At 44.4% G+C, this 17,516-nt stretch carries 11 protein-coding genes; 1 reads left to right on the top strand and 10 read right to left on the bottom strand.

Annotated features, from left to right (window positions below; all coding sequences use genetic code 11):
* Positions 1–263: 263 nt before the first annotated feature.
* The 9 genes from QUB16_RS21530 to QUB16_RS21490 form a co-directional block, all read right to left on the bottom strand.
* Complete coding sequence (locus QUB16_RS21530; protein WP_333319227.1) at positions 264–1,925, bottom strand: diguanylate cyclase domain-containing protein; 1,662 nt, start codon at positions 1,923–1,925, stop codon at positions 264–266.
* A gap of 128 nt (positions 1,926–2,053) precedes the next feature.
* A complete protein-coding gene (locus QUB16_RS21525) occupies positions 2,054–2,506 on the bottom strand; it encodes a response regulator (RefSeq protein WP_333319225.1) in 453 nt (150 codons plus the stop codon).
* Entirely contained in the window at positions 2,503–2,673 is a 171-nt protein-coding gene (locus tag QUB16_RS21520) for a hypothetical protein (protein ID WP_333319223.1), read from the bottom strand. Before QUB16_RS21520 ends, QUB16_RS21525 begins: the two co-directional genes overlap by 4 nt.
* Positions 2,674–3,086: 413 nt before the next feature.
* The gene (locus QUB16_RS21515) at positions 3,087–4,994 is read right to left on the bottom strand and encodes a PAS domain S-box protein (RefSeq protein ID WP_333319222.1); all 1,908 of its coding nucleotides are present in this window, start codon (positions 4,992–4,994) and stop codon (positions 3,087–3,089) included.
* Positions 4,995–6,935, bottom strand: a complete 1,941-nt coding sequence (locus QUB16_RS21510) for a response regulator (RefSeq protein ID WP_333319219.1) — start codon at positions 6,933–6,935, stop codon at positions 4,995–4,997.
* Between the two features lie 339 nt (positions 6,936–7,274).
* Entirely contained in the window at positions 7,275–10,433 is a 3,159-nt protein-coding gene (locus QUB16_RS21505) for a PAS domain S-box protein (protein WP_333319217.1), read from the bottom strand.
* The gene (locus tag QUB16_RS21500) at positions 10,430–10,828 is read right to left on the bottom strand and encodes a response regulator (protein WP_333071745.1); all 399 of its coding nucleotides are present in this window, start codon (positions 10,826–10,828) and stop codon (positions 10,430–10,432) included. Before QUB16_RS21500 ends, QUB16_RS21505 begins: the two co-directional genes overlap by 4 nt.
* A 60-nt stretch (positions 10,829–10,888) precedes the next feature.
* Positions 10,889–13,429 carry a CBS domain-containing protein gene (locus QUB16_RS21495; protein ID WP_333319215.1) on the bottom strand — a complete coding sequence of 847 codons (2,541 nt, stop codon included), beginning with the start codon at positions 13,427–13,429 and terminating at the stop codon, positions 10,889–10,891.
* A 108-nt stretch (positions 13,430–13,537) separates the two neighbouring features.
* Positions 13,538–13,876 carry an ATP-binding protein gene (locus QUB16_RS21490; protein ID WP_333319213.1) on the bottom strand — a complete coding sequence of 113 codons (339 nt, stop codon included), beginning with the start codon at positions 13,874–13,876 and terminating at the stop codon, positions 13,538–13,540.
* 1,679 nt (positions 13,877–15,555) lie between these two features.
* Here QUB16_RS21490 and sds point away from each other — a divergent pair.
* Positions 15,556–16,527 (top strand): solanesyl diphosphate synthase, encoded by a 972-nt coding sequence (gene sds, locus QUB16_RS21485; protein WP_333056988.1) that lies wholly within the window; start codon positions 15,556–15,558, stop codon positions 16,525–16,527.
* 97 nt (positions 16,528–16,624) lie between these two features.
* Here sds and QUB16_RS21480 read toward each other — a convergent pair whose 3' ends face one another.
* Entirely contained in the window at positions 16,625–17,089 is a 465-nt protein-coding gene (locus QUB16_RS21480) for a hypothetical protein (protein WP_333319211.1), read from the bottom strand.
* Positions 17,090–17,516: the final 427 nt, after the last annotated feature.

Here is a 17,516-nt window from a genome sequence, read left to right as displayed (position 1 = left end):
TGGTCAATCGATCGGACATGATATCAGAAAATTATTATCCTGATGCCAAGGTCATTCGATTTTAGATTTTAGATTTTAGATTTTGGATTGACCCCCCGGATAAATTCGGGGGCTTGAGGATTTTAGATTTTAGATTTTGGATTGATTCCACGGATAAATCACGTGGCGGGTACCATCAAGAAATTCTTGGTCAACAATATAAGTTTTGAGTCGTGAGTGACAAATCAAACACGGTATTACAAATTACAAATTACCTTCAACTTTTACATAAAAATCGGGGAAGATTCCGAGTTACTGCTAGCGTGACAAATGCGATTTTTGCCTTCGGTTTTGGCTTGAAAAAGGGCGCTGTCAGCGCGGAGAATTAGGGTGTCGGGAGATTCTTGGGCAGAAGGAATCGCTGTCGCAATGCCGCAACTGAGGGTAACGTAGGGGCCGATCGACGATCGCGCGTGGGGCAGTTTCAAGCTGGCGATGCCGTCGCAAATTTGTTGGGCGACAGCGTTTGCCCCTTCGGGGCTAGTGTTGGGCAGCACTACGGCAAATTCTTCGCCACCGTAGCGGGCGGCCAGATCCCCAGCCCGCTTGGTCGCTGTGGCGATCGCCCCCGCAACTTGGCGCAAACAATCGTCCCCGCCGAGGTGTCCATAAAACTCGTTGTAAAGTTTAAAAAAGTCGATGTCAAACATAATTAAAGACAGCGGCAGTTCCTCTCTTGCCAATCTGCGCCACTCTAATCTCAAAACGCGATCGAACTGGCGGCGATTGGCAATGCCACTCAGTCCGTCAGTAGTTGCCAGTTGCTGCAATTTTTGATTGGCTATTGCTAGCTTGCGGTAAAGTTGAGATTGTTCGATCGCGATCGCCACTTGATTTGCCAAGTGCTGTAAAAAATCTATTTCCCACTGCTGCCATTCCCTGACACCGCTGCAATTGTATGCTGTCAACATTCCCCACAAACTATTGCGATTTTCTGCGATCGAATCCGGCAAATTTTTACCCTGCGCCTGCGGTTTGCCACTCGCCTCGTGCCAGATATAATTTTCCGCTGCATCTTGATTGTTCTCGACTTCCCAAACAGTGGCTTCTTGTGTTTCTTTTGCCGTTTCCCAGTCGCCTGATTGCCAAATTGGTACGCTGATAACTGCTGCAATTTCACAATCTGTCAACAATTCTTTGCAACTGCCAGCCAAGGGGGCAGTGCTGACATCGGCTATTGCTTGTACCGACTGGGATTCGACTAAAACAAAGCATGACACCGCCAAAGCAGCACTAATATTTTGGTTTTCAATATAACCGAATGGCAAACCGTCACCTGCGACGATCGCACCTTTTTGCTCTTCCCCGTCCAATTGAGACACCCAATCCTGACAGCGATAAATTAAAACGCGGTCTGTTTGGAGAAATTGGCGCACTTCTGCGACTGTACTTTGGAGAATGCTTGCCGGATCTATTGACGATCGAATATGTTCGATCATTTTGCCCAACAGGCGCTGTCGGAGAGCCTGCTGCCGCAATTGTTCTTCGATTTGCTGGCGTTCGATCGCGTAATGGATTGCCCGCACCAGCAGAGTTCTCTGAAATCTTCCCTTTACCAAACAATCTTGAGCGCCCCAGCGCAATACTGACCGGGCAATATTTTCATCGCTGATATCTGTCAGCACCACAATTGGCAATGTGGGCCATCGCCCTTTCAAAACTGCGAGATCCTCGCTTCCCCTCAAGCTGTCTGACACTGACAAATCTAATAGTACGGCGTCAAACTTTTCTACTTCCAGACACCCAACTCCTATCTCCAGAGACTTAACAGTTTGGAGAAGAAATAGAGACTCGCTGAATGACCCTAGAAGGTCTTCGATCATTGTCGGAGATCCGAGGTCATCCTCAACCAACAAAATTTTCAGACATTGGTTACGTGTTAACACAACTATAGCGTTCGGAGCGAGTCGAAGGCAACTTTTTTGTTTTGATAGCGATACTTGCGATCGGCAAATATTTCGGCTTATCAAATTCACTATACACTCAAACTATGGATTTAGCTTTCCATTAAAGCTTACATATCAGGCGGAAGTGAAACGATTTCAAACCAATACTCACATAAAGTCTTCATTACTTCCAGCAAGCCTTCAAAAGTGACTGGTTTGGATATGAAAGAATTGGCTCCCAAGCGGTAGCAAAGCAAGATATCTCCTCTGCGGTGGGAAGTTGTAAGGATTACAACCGGAATTTGTTGCAAATGGGGGTCTGATCTGATCGAAGTTAGTGTTTCTCGTCCGTCCAGCCTCGGCATATTCAGATCCAAAAGTATCAAGTCGGGCTGGTGCCAATTGCTGCTATCAAGATATTGACCGCGACGGTACAAGTAGTCTAGCACTTGTTCTCCATTTTCCACAAATTCGCTCGTAATTGCTAATCGAACTTCTCCCAGTGCTTCCTTCACCAAAAAGCGCGTGTCCTCGTCATCGTTTGCTATTAAAAGAGTAAATTTTTTCTTTTTATAATTCACCGCTTTGCCTCACTACGATCGTCTTTTGTGAGGTTGCGGGACTTTGAGCCGTGTCTGAGTACCTGCAAAGCATCTCTTGCCATCATCCGGTAAATCTGGCTGAGAACACTGAAATTGTGTTGCAGCAATTTACCGTTTTTCTCCATTTGCAAAGGTTTGCGAATCATGCTTGTTTCACTTGGCAGTCTGTCCGAGAAGCGGCCAACTGCAAACACATCACAAATCCTTCTCCGCGAACTACTAGGGAAACTACTGCATCCCAAAGCAAGATGCTCTGGATACAGTTGAAAAAAATTAACAAGTCTTGCGCGCACCGCTGATTTATAAGTTGTATAAGGATAGAGCTAATAGATTTATATTGATAGATTTTTAGCTCGATGTCATCAGTGAATATGCTACACTTTATAAGCATTTTTGTAAAGAACAGATAAAGATATTTAAAGCTTAAGTAAAGGACGGGTGACAATCAAGCAATTTGCTGACAAGCCCCCGGATTCATCCGTGGGGTCGCTTTCTTAAATTCTAAAATCGAAAATCGAAAATCGAAAATCGATTGACTGCTTCAGGCGGGCTGCTGACTTCACTTTGGTAGAGGAATTGAAAAATAAAAAGTCGAGCCTCGATTGGGTTCTGATTCTACCCAAAGGCTGCCCCCGTGCCGCTCGACAATTCTTTGACAAATCGCTAAACCGATACCAGTTCCCGAATACTGTTGTTGGGTGTGCAAGCGCTGAAAAATCTGAAAAATTCGCGGATGGTACTGTGAGGCAATCCCAATACCGTTATCCTGGACTGAAAACACCCAGCTATCCCCCTGACGCGAAGCGTCCACCTGCACCACCGGCGCCTCACTGCTGCGGTACTTAATGGCGTTACCAATTAAATTTTGAAACAGTTGCAGCAGTTGAAAACAGTCACCTTTTACCCTTGGCAAATCCCCCCTAGTAACTGAAGCTTGATTCTCGCGGATGGCCAAATGCAAATTAGCACAAACATCCTCAAAAACCCGATTGCAATCTATCATCTCAAAAGGTTTCTGACTGCGACCTACCCGCGAATACTCCAGCAAGTCATCAATCAGCGCCTGCATCCGATCGCAAGAATTAACAATATTGCGGAGAAATTTATTCCCTTGGGCCTCAAGTTGGTTGGTAAAGCGTTTTTCTAATAGTTGAGCGTAGCCGGCAATCGTGCTCAAAGGCGCTTGCAAATCGTGAGAAGCCACGTAAGCAAACTGTTCTAGTTCGGCATTAGAACGAGCTAATTCTTGAGCGTAGCGGGTTTGAGTGTCTAAACTCTCTTGCAGCAGTTCTTGTACCAGCTTGCGTTCGGAAATATCCTCGATCGCACAAATCAAATACTGCAGCGTCCCCTTGACATCGCGCATTGCCGAAACAGTAACATTTGCCCAGCGCACGGCCTCATCTTTGCATAGCAAACGCTTTTCCACAGAAAAAGTTTGAATCTTCCCGGATAACAGCGAGCGCAGGTATTCTCTGTCCGTTTCTCTGTCATCTGGGTGAGTAATTGCCTCCCAATTTTGCTGTAACAATTCCGATTCTGCATAGCGGACAATTTGACAAAAGCCGGGATTTACCCGCAGAAATTTACCGCAAAGCGCGGTTTTAGCTATGCCGACCGCTGCTTGCTCGAATATCGCGCGGAAGCGTTCTTCGCTGTCTCGCAGGGCAATTTCTGCTCGTTTGCGCTCGGTGATGTTGCGAAATGTTACTGCCAGACCATCGTTTAATTTGACCGCCACAATGTGCAGCCAAACAATTGTATCTCGCTCCTGTTCGTAATAAAATTCTTGGTCTACAGTTTCTCCTGTTTCTACTACAGAAACATACAAATCAAATAACCCGTTATTGCTAACTTGGGAAACTTCGGCTAACAAATTCTTGCCAACAATCTCATTTAATAGCAAACCATAAAATTTTTCGGCGGCAGGGTTGATCGAGAGCCACTGGAAATCTACAATATTTCCCTCACTGTTGCGGACAGCAGAATAAGCCACCACACAGTCTAAGGAACTATTTAATATGCTAGCAAGCAGCGACTGCGACTGTTGCAGTTGATAATTTTGCTCTTTTAATTGCTGTTGCAGTTTTTGCAAGCGGACTTGCTTGTCGATGCGCGCTAAAACTTCTTCTACTTGAAATGGTTTAGTAATATAGTCGGCGCCTCCTACTCGAAAAGCTTGTAATTTATCGTTCATTTCATCTAAGACGCTTAAAAAAATTACCGGAATTTGTTCGGTTTCCGGTGTCGCTTTCAGTCTCCGACAAACTTCATAACCGTTCATTTCCGGCATTCTAATGTCGAGCAAAATTAAATCCGGGCAATGGGCGATCGCAACATTCAACGCCAGTGGCCCGCAAATAGCTCGGTAAACTTGATACCCCTGGGATGTTAGCAGTTTGGATAAGAACCGCAGATTGCTCGGTTGGTCATCAACCACCAATACTTTAATTTCGCTATTATCCATTTATTTTAAACTCGATTGAGTTAAATCCATTATCTTGTCGAGTCGGTAATCGGCAAGCAAATCTTTTAAAGCCTCAGCTAAAATTGGATGACTTTCCCAGATGCGATCGACAAGTTGAATCGCTAGCTCTTCATTAACATCATTAGCTGCATCGTAGAGTTCCTGCAGCCAGCTTTGAGGCATCTGAGCCAGCAGCCCTCCGAAAAATGAATCGGGTTTTTCCTTCACACAATAACGCCGTAAAGCCCCGACTGGGAGCTGGGGCAACTCTTGATAAAGATAGCGCACTCCCAAATAGCAAGCCATCTTATCAAAGAGGATTTGTTCTTGAAAAGGTTTTCGCACAAAATCGTCGCAACCTGCGGCGATAATTTCGTCTTTTCTTTCCTCAAAAGTGCTAGCAGTCAGAGCAATAATTACAGTTTGCCACTGAGTTTGTTTCTCTTTATATCTAATTTGTTGGACAGCTTCAAAACCGTCCATTACTGGCATTCGCGTATCCAGCCAAATTAAATGAGGCTGCCAACTTTCCCAAAGTTCAACAGCTTGGTAGCCATTTTCCGCTTCTCGGACTTCAAAACCAATTGGTTGTAACATTTTAAGCAGCAGCAGCCGATTGTCTGGATTGTCGTCTACTGCTAAAATCCGATAAATTGGTTGATCTGCTTCTAGTCCGATCACCCGCTGCAATGTCGCCACTGTTATTTCAGACGAAATAGCGGCAAATACTCGGATATTAAATTTAAAACTGCTTCCCTCACCTACAACACTTTTTGCCCTAATATTCCCGCCCATTATCTGCACGTATTTTTTAGTAATTGTCAAACCCAATCCCGTACCATCAGCCGCTTTTCTCCCGGATTGTGTTTGCACGAAAGCATCAAATAAAGTATCAATTTCTGCTGTTGCAATGCCAATTCCCGTGTCTTCAACTTCAAACAAAATTAACAATGGTTCGAGCGACGTATAGTTAGGATAACTTTCCGATTCTGCCGACTGCTTCTGGTTGCTTTCCACGCTCACGCGCAGCCAAATACTGCCCCCATCGGGAGTAAATTTTAGGGCATTTCCCAGCAGGTTAATTAAGCAGACGCGCAGCTTTTTTTCGTCAGTTTTTATATATTGGGGCACATTAGCCTCGACGGAAAATCTCAGTTGCATTTTTTTTGTCTCAGCTTTGATTTGAAACATTTCTTCGAGAGTGTCGAGGAGTTGATAAAGGTCAAAGCTGCGTTCATCTAAGGCAATTATCCCTGCTTCTATTTTCGACAAGTCTAAAACATCGTTAATTAGTTCCAGCAAATGTTGACCGCTGCGGTTAATGATTCGGAGATTTTCGAGATTTTCGTGGCCCAGGGAAGAGTCGCGGCTCATGACTTGGGTAAAACCCAGGATGGCGTTAAGGGGAGTCCGCAATTCGTGGCTCATGTTGGCAACGAATTGACTTTTTGCGAGGGATGCAGCGGCCGCTGCTTCTTCGGCTTTTTTGCGTTCTATTATTTCTTCTTGCAGTTCTTTATTGCGATCGATTAATTGTTTTTTCAGTCTTTGGATAGTCAGTTGGTGTTCGATTCGCGCTAAAACTTCTGCTACATGAAACGGTTTTGTGACATAATCTACCGCTCCCACTTGAAATGCGGTTAATTTGTCCAATACTTCATCTAAAGCGCTGATAAAAATCACGGGAATTTCTGATGTCTTCGGATCGGCCTTGAGCTGCCAGCAGACTTCGTAGCCGTCCATTTCCGGCATTTTGATGTCGAGCAAAATCAAATCTGGAGAACCAGAGCGCGCGGCTCTGATTGCCATTTGGCCGCTAATTACGCCGCGGACTTTGTAGCCCCGATCGCACAGCGTTGCTGATAAAACTTGCAAATTTTCTGGAGTATCGTCAACAATTAATATGTTGCCTTTATTTTCTTCTCTGTGATTGTTGGTCATCGCTGGTTATTTTTGGTTAATTTAAGAATTGTTGAAATGCTGAAAACTGGTTAAAAAGTCATTATAGCACTCCCTCCTCAATCAACTCCTTTTATATTTACAGAACTTATCCAAGTTAAGATTTGAGATGTGAGATTAAAGGGGCTCATCTCATTTTGGCAGCTAAGCTAGAAATTGGAGTTTTGAGGCCCGAAGCTGCGGGGCAGGAGGCAGGAGGAAAGAGGCAGAAGGAAGGAGCCAGAAGAAGTTTTTTTACAAATATGAGATGCTCCCTAGGCGATCGACCTACATCATCAATAATCCTAAACCAGCCCCTATTATCCCTTCTTCTTTCATCCTTCAACAATTTCTAAACTCCTCAATCAAATCGATAATCCGATCGCACCGGAAGTTATTCGCCCAATCGGCGATCGCGCTGCCGAAACTAGCATTAATAGGAGGGATCGACAACAACAGCCGAAAAATCTCCTCGTTATCAACCGCATCGGCCGCAGAATACAATTCATCAACCCATTCAGCAGGCATCGCTTCCAAAAATGAAGTATTGAGCGTAAAAGGCAAATCAGCCGTTTCAGTTGCCGTGGAAACCTCGGCGGACACCGCAGCATCATAACTTAGCGAAGCTTCTCGATCGTAAACATAGCGGACTCCCAGATACTTAGCCATCTTTTCCAGAATCACTTGCTCCCGAAAAGGCTTCGCTACAAAATCATCGCAACCAGCAGACAAAATCACCGATCGCTCTTCATCAAAAGCACTTGCAGTCAGAGCAATAATCACCGTTACTTGACCTTTCAAATGCGCTTTAATCTGTTTAGTAGCTTCGTAACCGTCCATCACCGGCATCCGCATATCCATCCAAATCAAATGAGGTTCCCAACTCGACCACATTTCCACAGCTTGAACGCCATTTTCAGCTTCCTGCACCGCAAAGCCGAGGGATGCCAGCATTCTGACCAAAAGCAAGCGGCTTTCCAGGCGATCGTCAACAACTAAAATCCGGTATTCTGGCTGTCCTGGCTCGAGACCAACCACTCGGCTAGCTGTTTGAGCCACCTGAATTTCCATTTCATTAGGGAGCGAAACTTTAACATCAAATCTAAAAATGCTGCCGCGACCGAGGGTGCTTGTTACCGTCATCTTCCCTCCCATTAACTGAACGAACTGCTTGCTGATTGGCAAGCCCAAACCTGTTCCTTCTTGAGCTTTTTTCCCGCTTTCTGTTTGCGCGAAAGGTTTAAATAAATTGTCCATTTCTTCCGCAGAAATTCCTGCACCAGTGTCTGCCACTTCAAATAGCAAAGAGCAATTCTCACTTGGCGAAATCTCTGGGGTATTTTTGTTTTTTAGCCTCTCTTGTTTGACTCTTAAATTAACACCACCTTCGGCAGTAAATTTAATAGCATTTCCCACGACATTTATCAATACTTGTCGCAACTTGCTTTCGTCGGTTTCTATATATTGAGGTAGGTCGGGTGGGCAATCAAAAATTAACTGCAACCTTTTTTTTTCGGCTGGCAGCTTCAGCATACTTTCAGTATTTTTTAGCAGTTTGTGCAAGTCGAAGGTGCTGTTATTAAGTGTCACCAGCCCGACTTCAATTTTTGACATTTGCAAAATATTGTTGATCAGAACGAGCAAATGTTCCCCGCTCTGGGTAATAATTCCTAAGTATTGCTGTTGGTCGGCACCGAGGTCTGGGTCGCGGGCTAGCAGTTGGCTGAAACCGAGAATTGCGTTGAGGGGAGTTCGCAATTCGTGGCTCATATTGGAGAGAAATTCGCTTTTTGCTCTGTTCGCTCTGTCGGCTTCTTCTTTGGCTTTTTGCAGGACTATTTCAGCTTGTTTGCGTTCGGTAATATCGCTAGCAGTGCCTGTTGTGCCGATGATATTTCCTTCAGCGTCCATGCGCGCGATCGCCTTGGTAGTTACATCAATCTTTCTGCCGTCTTTTCCTAATACTATATTTTCGTACTGAAACACAGTTTTTCCTGTCAGTAAGCGCTGCTGAAGTTCCCATTTCCAGTCTATCTCTCCTGGGGCTAAGAAATCGCTAAAAGAACAGCCGAGCATTTCTTCAGGCTCGTAACCGTAGATTTGTTTAACTGCTTGGTTGACAAAAGTAAGGTGTCCTTCTGCATCGCAAGACCAGATAATATCTTGGGAAGTTTCAACTAAATGACGGTATTTTTCTTCGCTCTCTGCTAGGGCTATTTCTGCCCGCTTGCGTGGGGTAATGTCCATCAAAGTTGTGAATAGTTTTGTCACTTGCCCTTGTTGGTTGACAACTACTTCTCCTCTGGCTTCGATGTAGCGGAGGAAGCCGGATTCACTTATTTGTGACGGATAATTATCCGCAGCAATTTTCGGTTCCGGCCGCAGAATTCGATATTCCAAACTGTAAGATTGCTGGCTAGCAATAGCAGTGTCGATCGTTGTTTGCCACTTTTGTCGATCGTCGGGATGCACGTATTGCGAAAACTCAGTCAGTGTGGGCGCAGGCTGGGTTGGATCGAGCCCAAAAATCCGAGATAACTCTTCCGACCAAGTAGTTGTGTTGGCCGATAAATCGCATTCCCAATTACCGACACTGGCGATTCTTTGCGCGGCTGCTAAAGAAGCCGCTATAGCTCGGAGTTTTTCTTCCGCTAATTTGCGATCGCTAATATCTTGAATCACAGAAATCACGCAGGTTTCGCCATGAATGTCAATGATTTCTGCTGACAGCAGCCCGGTTCGGACTTCCCCTGTTTTAGTGCGAAAATCAAATTCGTAGTTGAGAATAATTTCTTTTTCATCTAACATTTTAAACAACTCGGCGCGCGCTTGTATATTTTCCCAAAGATTCAAATCAAGCGCCGTGCGATCGAGAATTTCGGCCGCCGAATAACCGATTGTCTGGCAAAAAGCCTCATTAATTTCTAAATAACGACCGTCATTAAATCGGGTAATAGTAATTGGGTTGGGAGAAGAACGAAAAGCTTTAGCAAACTTTTCCTCAGACAAGCGCAGTTGTGCAGTCCGCTCCTCGACTAAAGTTTCCAATTCTTGATTCAGCTTTTGGAGTTGAGCATTTTGTTCCGCTAATTGCTTCTCCCTAACATAGCTGTTAATCGCTTCTCTTACCGTCAACCTCAAATCTTCGGACTGCCAAGGCTTCGATATGTATCGGTACAATTTAGCATATTTAATAGTATTCGCCACTGCTTCGAGGTCTGCTTGCCCCGTCAGCATAATTTTGATAGTCTTTGGGGAAATTCTGTGAATCTGCTTCAGCAATTCGTCCCCTTTGATATTCGGCATCAGATAGTCGGAAATCACTGCTACGATTTCGCAGCCCTCTGCCAGTAATTCCTCGATTAACTCTAAAGCATCTTCGCCGCCTTCAGCGGTTTCTAATAAGTGTTCTTCCCCCAGGGTTTTTTTTAACTCAATTTTCAAACTTTCCAGAATTATCGGTTCGTCATCCACGCAAATAATCACAGGTTTATTGTTCATATTTTTGTCAAACCAGATTTTATAGTTTCTACTAATTCTTTGCGCTCCCACGGCTTGTACAAACAACGGTGCAAGTTTGCTTGCTCTTTCACCCGTGCTATTGCTACTTCGTCGGCTTGCCCGGTCAGCATGACTTTCACAATTTTAGGATATTTTTGGTGAACCATAATCAAAAAATCATCTCCTTTAATCCCTGGCATTAACCAGTCAGATACTATGACCAAAATATCACTTTCATCTTCTTTTTGAATTTCCTCCATAATTTCCAGAGCTTCATCTGCATTTTCTGCTACTTCATAGAGGTAAGCATCCCCAAATTCTTTTTTAAGTTGAATTTTTAAACTATTTAAGACCACAACTTCATCGTCAACGCACAAAATTACTGGTTTCGGCATAAAATTTTACTTCTCTTAAATTTAAAACCTGGGTGCATTTACCTATTTGTTTAATTGCTATCAAGGAATTCCGACGGGCAAGGATATAGTAAATTTTGTTTGACCAGGCACGCTTTCTACTTGCAGTTCACCTTGGTGTTTTTCCAGAATTTTTTGAACTATATCTAATCCCAAACCACTGCCTTCCCCTGGAGGTTTAGTTGTAAAAAAAGGCTCAAAAATTCTCGGCATAATCTCTGGAGGAATGCCAGGACCACTGTCGGTAATACTGACTGATATTGCGTTCGCTTCGTGTTTGACATCAATTTTCAACACTCCTTTGTTGCCCATCGCTTGTAAAGCATTGTGAACCAAATTTGTCCAAACTTGACTGAGTTCATCAGGATAGCATAGCACAGAGGGCAAATTAGTACCATAGTTTCTGACTACTTCCACACCGTGTTTGATTTGGTAGTGGTAAAGGGTTAAAACAGTATCAATACCGTCGGTAATATTAGCGATAACCTTGGAGCCCGACTGGTCGTAACGAGAGTAGCTTTTCAAAGCAAAAACGATTTTGGCTGCCCTATCTGTGGCAGTAGCAATATTTTTAGTGCTTTTTTGTACCGTAGCAAATTGGTAGGCTGTTTGTACAATATTTCGACTTTGGCTGTCTTTCAACAAAGGTAAAAAAGGTTCCACATTATTGCCGATGCCGATATCTAATAAAGTACAGGCAAGACTGGCTGCCTCGTCAATGTTTTCTGATTCTAATTGGCCCTGCAAAAGTTTTTTTAACTGACGTTTTTCTTTACTAGATAATGTATCTGTTTCTTGGCAGGCGTTGTGTAGCAAAGCAAAGAAATCCTGCCGCCGTTCCGGGGATAGTTGTTGAAAAAATATCGGCAACTGCTGCAATTGTTCCGTCCAGAAGTCGGCGATGTTCTGCACAGAAGAGCGAATCGCCCCTAAAGGAGAATTGATTTCATGAGCAACTCCGGCAATTAACTGTCCGAGGGCGGCCATTTTTTCTGATTGAATCAGTTCTTTTTGAGTCAGCTTCAGTTCTTCTAAGGTATGAGATAATTCGGCATTTTTTTGGCACAGCGCTGACTCGGCTATTTTGCGGGCGTTGATGTTGCGGGCAACCCAAATGACTGCATCTTTGGAGAACAGAGAAATGCACGCGGAAAACCAAATTTCGCGACCACAAACTGTTAAGCTGTAGTCAAAATTGAGAGTTTGTTGTGTTTCTAACACTTGCTGAACTAACACCCACCAATCATCCGGGTTGTCGTCGTCAAAAAAATGTTCTATGGTCAAGCTGACTATATCGCAATCAGGCTCAGGAGCCGCTGCCACATTCGTTGGTAAAACTTCTATGTTCCGCTGACTGTCTAGCACTAGAACGATGTCTGTCATCGCTTCAAAAACGGCGCGGACTTTCCTTTCAGAAAAGTGAAGTTTTTCTTCGAGCAATTTTCGACTGCTAATTTGTTGCTGCAATTCTTCGTTACTGGCTGCTAGTTGAACCGTGCGGTCTAGCACTCGCTGTTCGAGTTCGGTGTTGAGGCGGCGAACTTCAGCTTCAGCGGTGGTTCGGTCTTCTATTTCCTTTTTTAACTGACGGTTGGCATTAACTAATTCTAAAGTTCGCTGTTTGATTTGTTCTTCCAAATTATCATTTAAAAGTCGCAATTTTTCCTCGACTTCTGTTCTCCGCAACGCTTCTTTTTGCAATTCTTCGTTCATTTTGTTCAACTCCTGAATTTTGTCGGCAACTGTTTCCTGCAAAAGCTCGATATTTGCGTGCATTTCTACCGGCTCTAAGGCTTGCAGCAGGCTAATTTCAGTCACAATTCCGGCTAAATATCCTTCGTCGTCCACCACCACCAAGCGCCGGATGCCGTGCTGCTGCATTAACTGGTGAGCCTGCCACAAGGTGGCTTTTACCTGCAACGGTATCAGGGGAAAACTCATCGCGGCGGTGACTGGAGTGCTGGCGAAATCGAGCCCAGAAGCTTGGAATTTAACAATGTTGCGTTCTGTAATTATGCCCACAGGTTTCTGATTTTGGTTGTCGCTGTCAGTAATGACTATGCAGCTTTTCCGGTGGGTTCTCATCTGTTTTGCAACTTCTAAAACTGAGGCGCTGCTTGAGGTAACTATTACTTGTGTAGTCATAATTTCTTCGGCGCGCCACATTTTCAGCAAGTCGGCCGGTTTGAGGATTTGACGGATGCTTTCGCAAGTGATAGCGCCTAACAAGTTGCCACCTTCGTCTGTGAGGGGTAAATGACGGATTCTTTTCGATCGCAATATGCTCAATACCTTGAAGATATTCCCCGCTTGATCGAGGTTCAGGGCGATCGGGTTTTCAGTCATTACCTCAGAAATTGCCACCCCTGCTAGCGGTATTTCGCTAGCAGTTATTTTCACAACATCGCGCTCAGTAAAAATTCCGAGCAATTGCTGCTCAAACGCGATTAAAATGCAACTGGCATTCGCCTGAGTCATGGCAGCAATTGCGACTTTCAAGGGTGTGTCTGGAGGCAGCACCGGCGGTTTGGGGTCGATCGCCTGTTCTAGCAAGCTTTGGGTATCAGAAACTGTTGTTGACATGGGCAAATCAAGGGGGATAGATGCAGGCGGAACCGGCACTTAATACCATTTTAGATTTCAGATTTTACAGTCGCGGTACCCTGACCGCAATCCAGGTTTGACATCGGTCTAAAGTTGCATTTTTAGTCGCGCATTGATATGATTTTTAGTGCGATCGCGCTCAACGGCGATCGGAATTGACACAATACACGTCCTTTGACCGATAACTGATGTTACTTCTATTTTACCCGAATGTTTTTCCACACTTTTTTTAACAATCTCCAGTCCCAACCCGCTGCCTTCGTCGGCGGGTTTTGTGGTAAACAACGGATAAAATATTCGTGGCCAAATTCCCCGGTAATTCAGTTGCCACTGACGAGCAGGCTCTGATTTTCTGCTCTCACCTCTACTTTTAAAACTCGGTAATTCTCTATCGCTTGTAAAGCATTGTGCATCAGATTTACCCAAACTTGTTTGAGTTCGTCTGCCTCAGACAACAATTTAGGCAGTGGAGCTTGATAATTTCTGACAACTTCTACTCTGTGTTTTAGTTCTTTTAATCAAAAGTTAATAGAGTTTTAAGGCTGTCAGTAATATTGGCAATTACTTTTCTTCCCTACAGTTAGAGCGAAAATATTTATTATTCATCAAAAATAACTTTTGCGGCTCTATGTGTAGCAGATGCTCTTTTTGGCAAGCTGTGAATAAATGGCAGAGACTATCTGCCTGACCTAAAGCATCCAGGATACCCGCCACGTGATTCATTCCGAAAGCAGACTCAGGACAGGTGAAATAAAAAACCTGTATCCCATGAAACTTGCCGAACGTATTTATCCGTGGGGTCAAGGCTTCAATCTAAAATCTAAAATCTAAAATCTAAAATCGATTGACTCAGCAAGTTAAGCACCCTTTGATGAAATATTTGATTGCAGTGCAAGTTTATGGATTCCTTCAGTTGATCGAGCAGGTTGCTAGATTCAGAAAAATCGCGTTTTATTTCTGTAACTTCTTGACCTACCAAATAGGAATATTGAGATTTTTGGTACAATAACCGACAACTTCAAACTCAGCGTTTTTGAGAGCACTTTAATAGCTTTCTCGGAACATAGGCCGGGTTTCCCTGACATGAAACTTGCTGCGATCGATACAAGCTGGTACTAAATATAATATCCTGCCTCAGAGGCTGTTGGCATTGAACATCGATAACTGTAGCTACCGGTTGCAGTAACTAGCAGCCCAGAAAATCACGGTGCCCGCAATTGTAAATAATAACCCTGCCTTTGCGCGCAAGCATTCAAGGCAGGGTTATTATTGAGTATTCCGAATTCTCAAGGGTGAAGCGAGGACGCTGCAGCCGACTTCGGCTGCCCAGCAGTGCACTACTCGCCCAATCGAGTTATTTTAGCGCTGCGTTCGGCCAACATCAGCAGTACATAAATAGTCATTACATAGCCGGCGGCCAGAATGGGAATAATTAGAGGAATATCGCGATAAATCATAATTAGAACCAAAAGTCAAGGACGAGGAGGAGCAGGACAACTTCAAGACCTACTACATTAAGTCAGCACGCAAGACCATGCCTTGGTTCTGAAGGCTGTTTTTCCATATCAAGCCTGCGGGAACATTTAGCCGTTCCCGGTCATCAATAATGATTTACTGCTTTACAGATGCTTAAACAGCCGAAAACCATCCACTTTAGCTGCTTTGAGCTACCGTGCACATAAGATGCGCTACTCTTAACTTCTGAAAGCTTTTAGCCGCGAGGAACTAAAAATCTGTCCCAGAAATTTTGGCTGCGATCGACTAACAAGGCTGGCTCTACGAAACTTTTACAGGCACCTAAAAGCTACCTGCCAGTCTGGCTGTACTTAATGTATAGAATTGTTTAAATCCTTAATACCCATAGTAACACAGGGTTTCTGGGATTTAGAGATTTTTTGGCAGTGTCCTTAACAATTCGATACAATAGGGGCAACCCCTCTGGCAGCCGGCTACTCGCCTCTGGCAGGCGGGTGACTCCCATCGGGCGGCAGATGACAAATAACTGCCGATCTCCTAGATTTTTCTTTTCTATTGCAGAGAATTACCTTAAAATAAAGATATGATTTGTAAAATTTTGTTACTTTACGGCTTGAGTCGGCGTATCCATGATCTCTAGCACTCTCCTATTTTCCTCGGTTGAAGAAGACCTGCGACTGTTGACAGAAAACTTAAAACAGTTAGTGGGTGCCCGTCATCCCATCTTGTACGCGGCTGCAGAATACTTATTCGGCACAAAGGGAAAACGAGTGAGACCCGCAATCGTTCTGTTGATGGCCAAGGCGACTATGCCCGATCGGGAAATCACGGAAAAACACCGCCGCCTCGCTGAAATCACGGAAATGATCCACACAGCTAGTCTCGTGCACGACGACGTGGTGGACGAGTCGGATCTGCGGCGGGGAGTGCCGACGGTTCACAGTCGGTTTAACAACCGAGTGGCAGTATTGGCGGGAGACTTTCTGTTTGCTCAATCTTCCTGGCATTTGGCAAATCTCGACAACCTGCCAGTAGTCAAACTGCTTTCAGAAGTGATTATGGATTTAGCTGAGGGGGAAATTCAACAGGGACTCAATGGATTTGACACGAGCTTGTCGATCGAAGCGTACCTGGAAAAAAGTTATTACAAAACAGCGTCTTTAATTGCCAACAGTTCCAAAGCAGCGGGCTGTTTGAGCGAGGTTTCAGCGGAAATAGCAGACGATTTGTACAACTACGGTCGGAACATTGGTTTGGCCTTCCAAATAGTAGATGATATATTAGATTTCACCGCTTCCACGGAAACTTTGGGGAAACCAGCAGGCTCGGATCTCAGAAGCGGTAATCTGACAGCACCCGCACTATTCGCCCTAGAAGAAAAACCTTACTTGGAAGTTCTCATAGAACGCGAATTTGCCCAAGAAGGAGATCTAGAGCAGGCCCTGGCACTGGTAGAAGATTCTAGAGGCATAGAGCGATCGCGAGAACTAGCCACAAATCACGCACAGAAAGCCGTCGAATACTTAGCTGCGTTGCCCCATTCAGAGTCCCGTCAAGCTTTGATTGATTTGGCGGAATACGTTTTGAGTAGGCTTTATTAGAGGTTAAAAAGTTACACTTTATTGGTAATGGGGAATTGGTAATGGGGAATTCCCAATGCCTAATGCCCTGTTACCAATTAATAAAAAATTGAGTTGTTTAGGCAATATCCGGCGGTGGAGCCGATCGATACTGTTGCAAGTAAACGTTAATTAAACTCTGTACTTGCTCGCGAGGGATTTCCGTCCCGACTTCCTGATTTCCGGGACTTTCAAAAAAAACAATGCTGTCAAGACCTTCCAGAGCTATCATCTGAAATAAAAGGTGAGTGACAGGCAAAAGTACCGGTCTGAGGCGATCGCCCCCAGCAGCCGCAGCCTGCGACGCATCTTTAATACTGCTCCAAGCATAAATCACCCTCTTCTCCCGTCCCGGTTGCTTGAGATTGCTCAAAACCACGATCGCCCAACTTTGGTCTACCGCTTGCAGGATCGAGTATTCGAGGTGCTGTAGCTGTTGGGCAATTAACACCAGGGCCGGGGCGATCGCCTTTAAGATTTGTGGCGTCGAACCGTCGGGCGGAGCTTTTTCGATCAATGCTTGAATCTGTTGGTCTAAATCCATCAGTCAGTTCTTTGATATCTAAAATTAAAAATTTCAGGTTAGCAAGTCCGCCTCCAAGTATATATTACCCAGCACTGCCCTATTAAAGATAAGCTGACACCCCTCTAAATTTAATATTTAGCAGCCTAGAGCCCTTGTAGCGAGCATTTGGGCAAAAAAATTAAGTGCGTAACAGCTTACACAATGTCATTTAAAAAGTCTAACCCTAGGGTGCTGAGCGCTAGCGCTGTCAAGGTGTGTTAAATCTGAGCCGGATAAAAAGCCGAAAACGGCTATTTCACGTTCGGATTTTCAAACTTAAAGCAATAAAAAGTGCTTGGGGAACCTGGGTTTCAAAATCAAAACGCCCAAAGTTAGGATCGCGAATTAAATAACTTACAATTTTAATTGTTATTGTGGGATGGGCGTCCCGCCCGTCCAAAAAGGA

It is taken from the genome of Microcoleus sp. D3_18a_C4 (assembly GCF_036702415.1).
Lineage (GTDB): Bacteria > Cyanobacteriota > Cyanobacteriia > Cyanobacteriales > Microcoleaceae > Microcoleus.
This window is presented reverse-complemented; position numbering and strand designations above follow the sequence as displayed.

Coding starts and splice junctions, on each gene's coding strand:
- QUB16_RS21520 (WP_333319223.1), bottom strand. CDS start 2,673: ATGATTCGCAAACCTTTGCAAATGGAGAAAAACGGTAAATTGCTGCAA.
- QUB16_RS21515 (WP_333319222.1), bottom strand. CDS start 4,994: ATGGATAATAGCGAAATTAAAGTATTGGTGGTTGATGACCAACCGAGC.
- QUB16_RS21510 (WP_333319219.1), bottom strand. CDS start 6,935: ATGACCAACAATCACAGAGAAGAAAATAAAGGCAACATATTAATTGTT.
- QUB16_RS21505 (WP_333319217.1), bottom strand. CDS start 10,433: ATGAACAATAAACCTGTGATTATTTGCGTGGATGACGAACCGATAATT.
- QUB16_RS21500 (WP_333071745.1), bottom strand. CDS start 10,828: ATGCCGAAACCAGTAATTTTGTGCGTTGACGATGAAGTTGTGGTCTTA.
- QUB16_RS21495 (WP_333319215.1), bottom strand. CDS start 13,429: ATGTCAACAACAGTTTCTGATACCCAAAGCTTGCTAGAACAGGCGATC.
- sds (WP_333056988.1), top strand. CDS start 15,556: ATGATCTCTAGCACTCTCCTATTTTCCTCGGTTGAAGAAGACCTGCGA.
- QUB16_RS21480 (WP_333319211.1), bottom strand. CDS start 17,089: ATGGATTTAGACCAACAGATTCAAGCATTGATCGAAAAAGCTCCGCCC.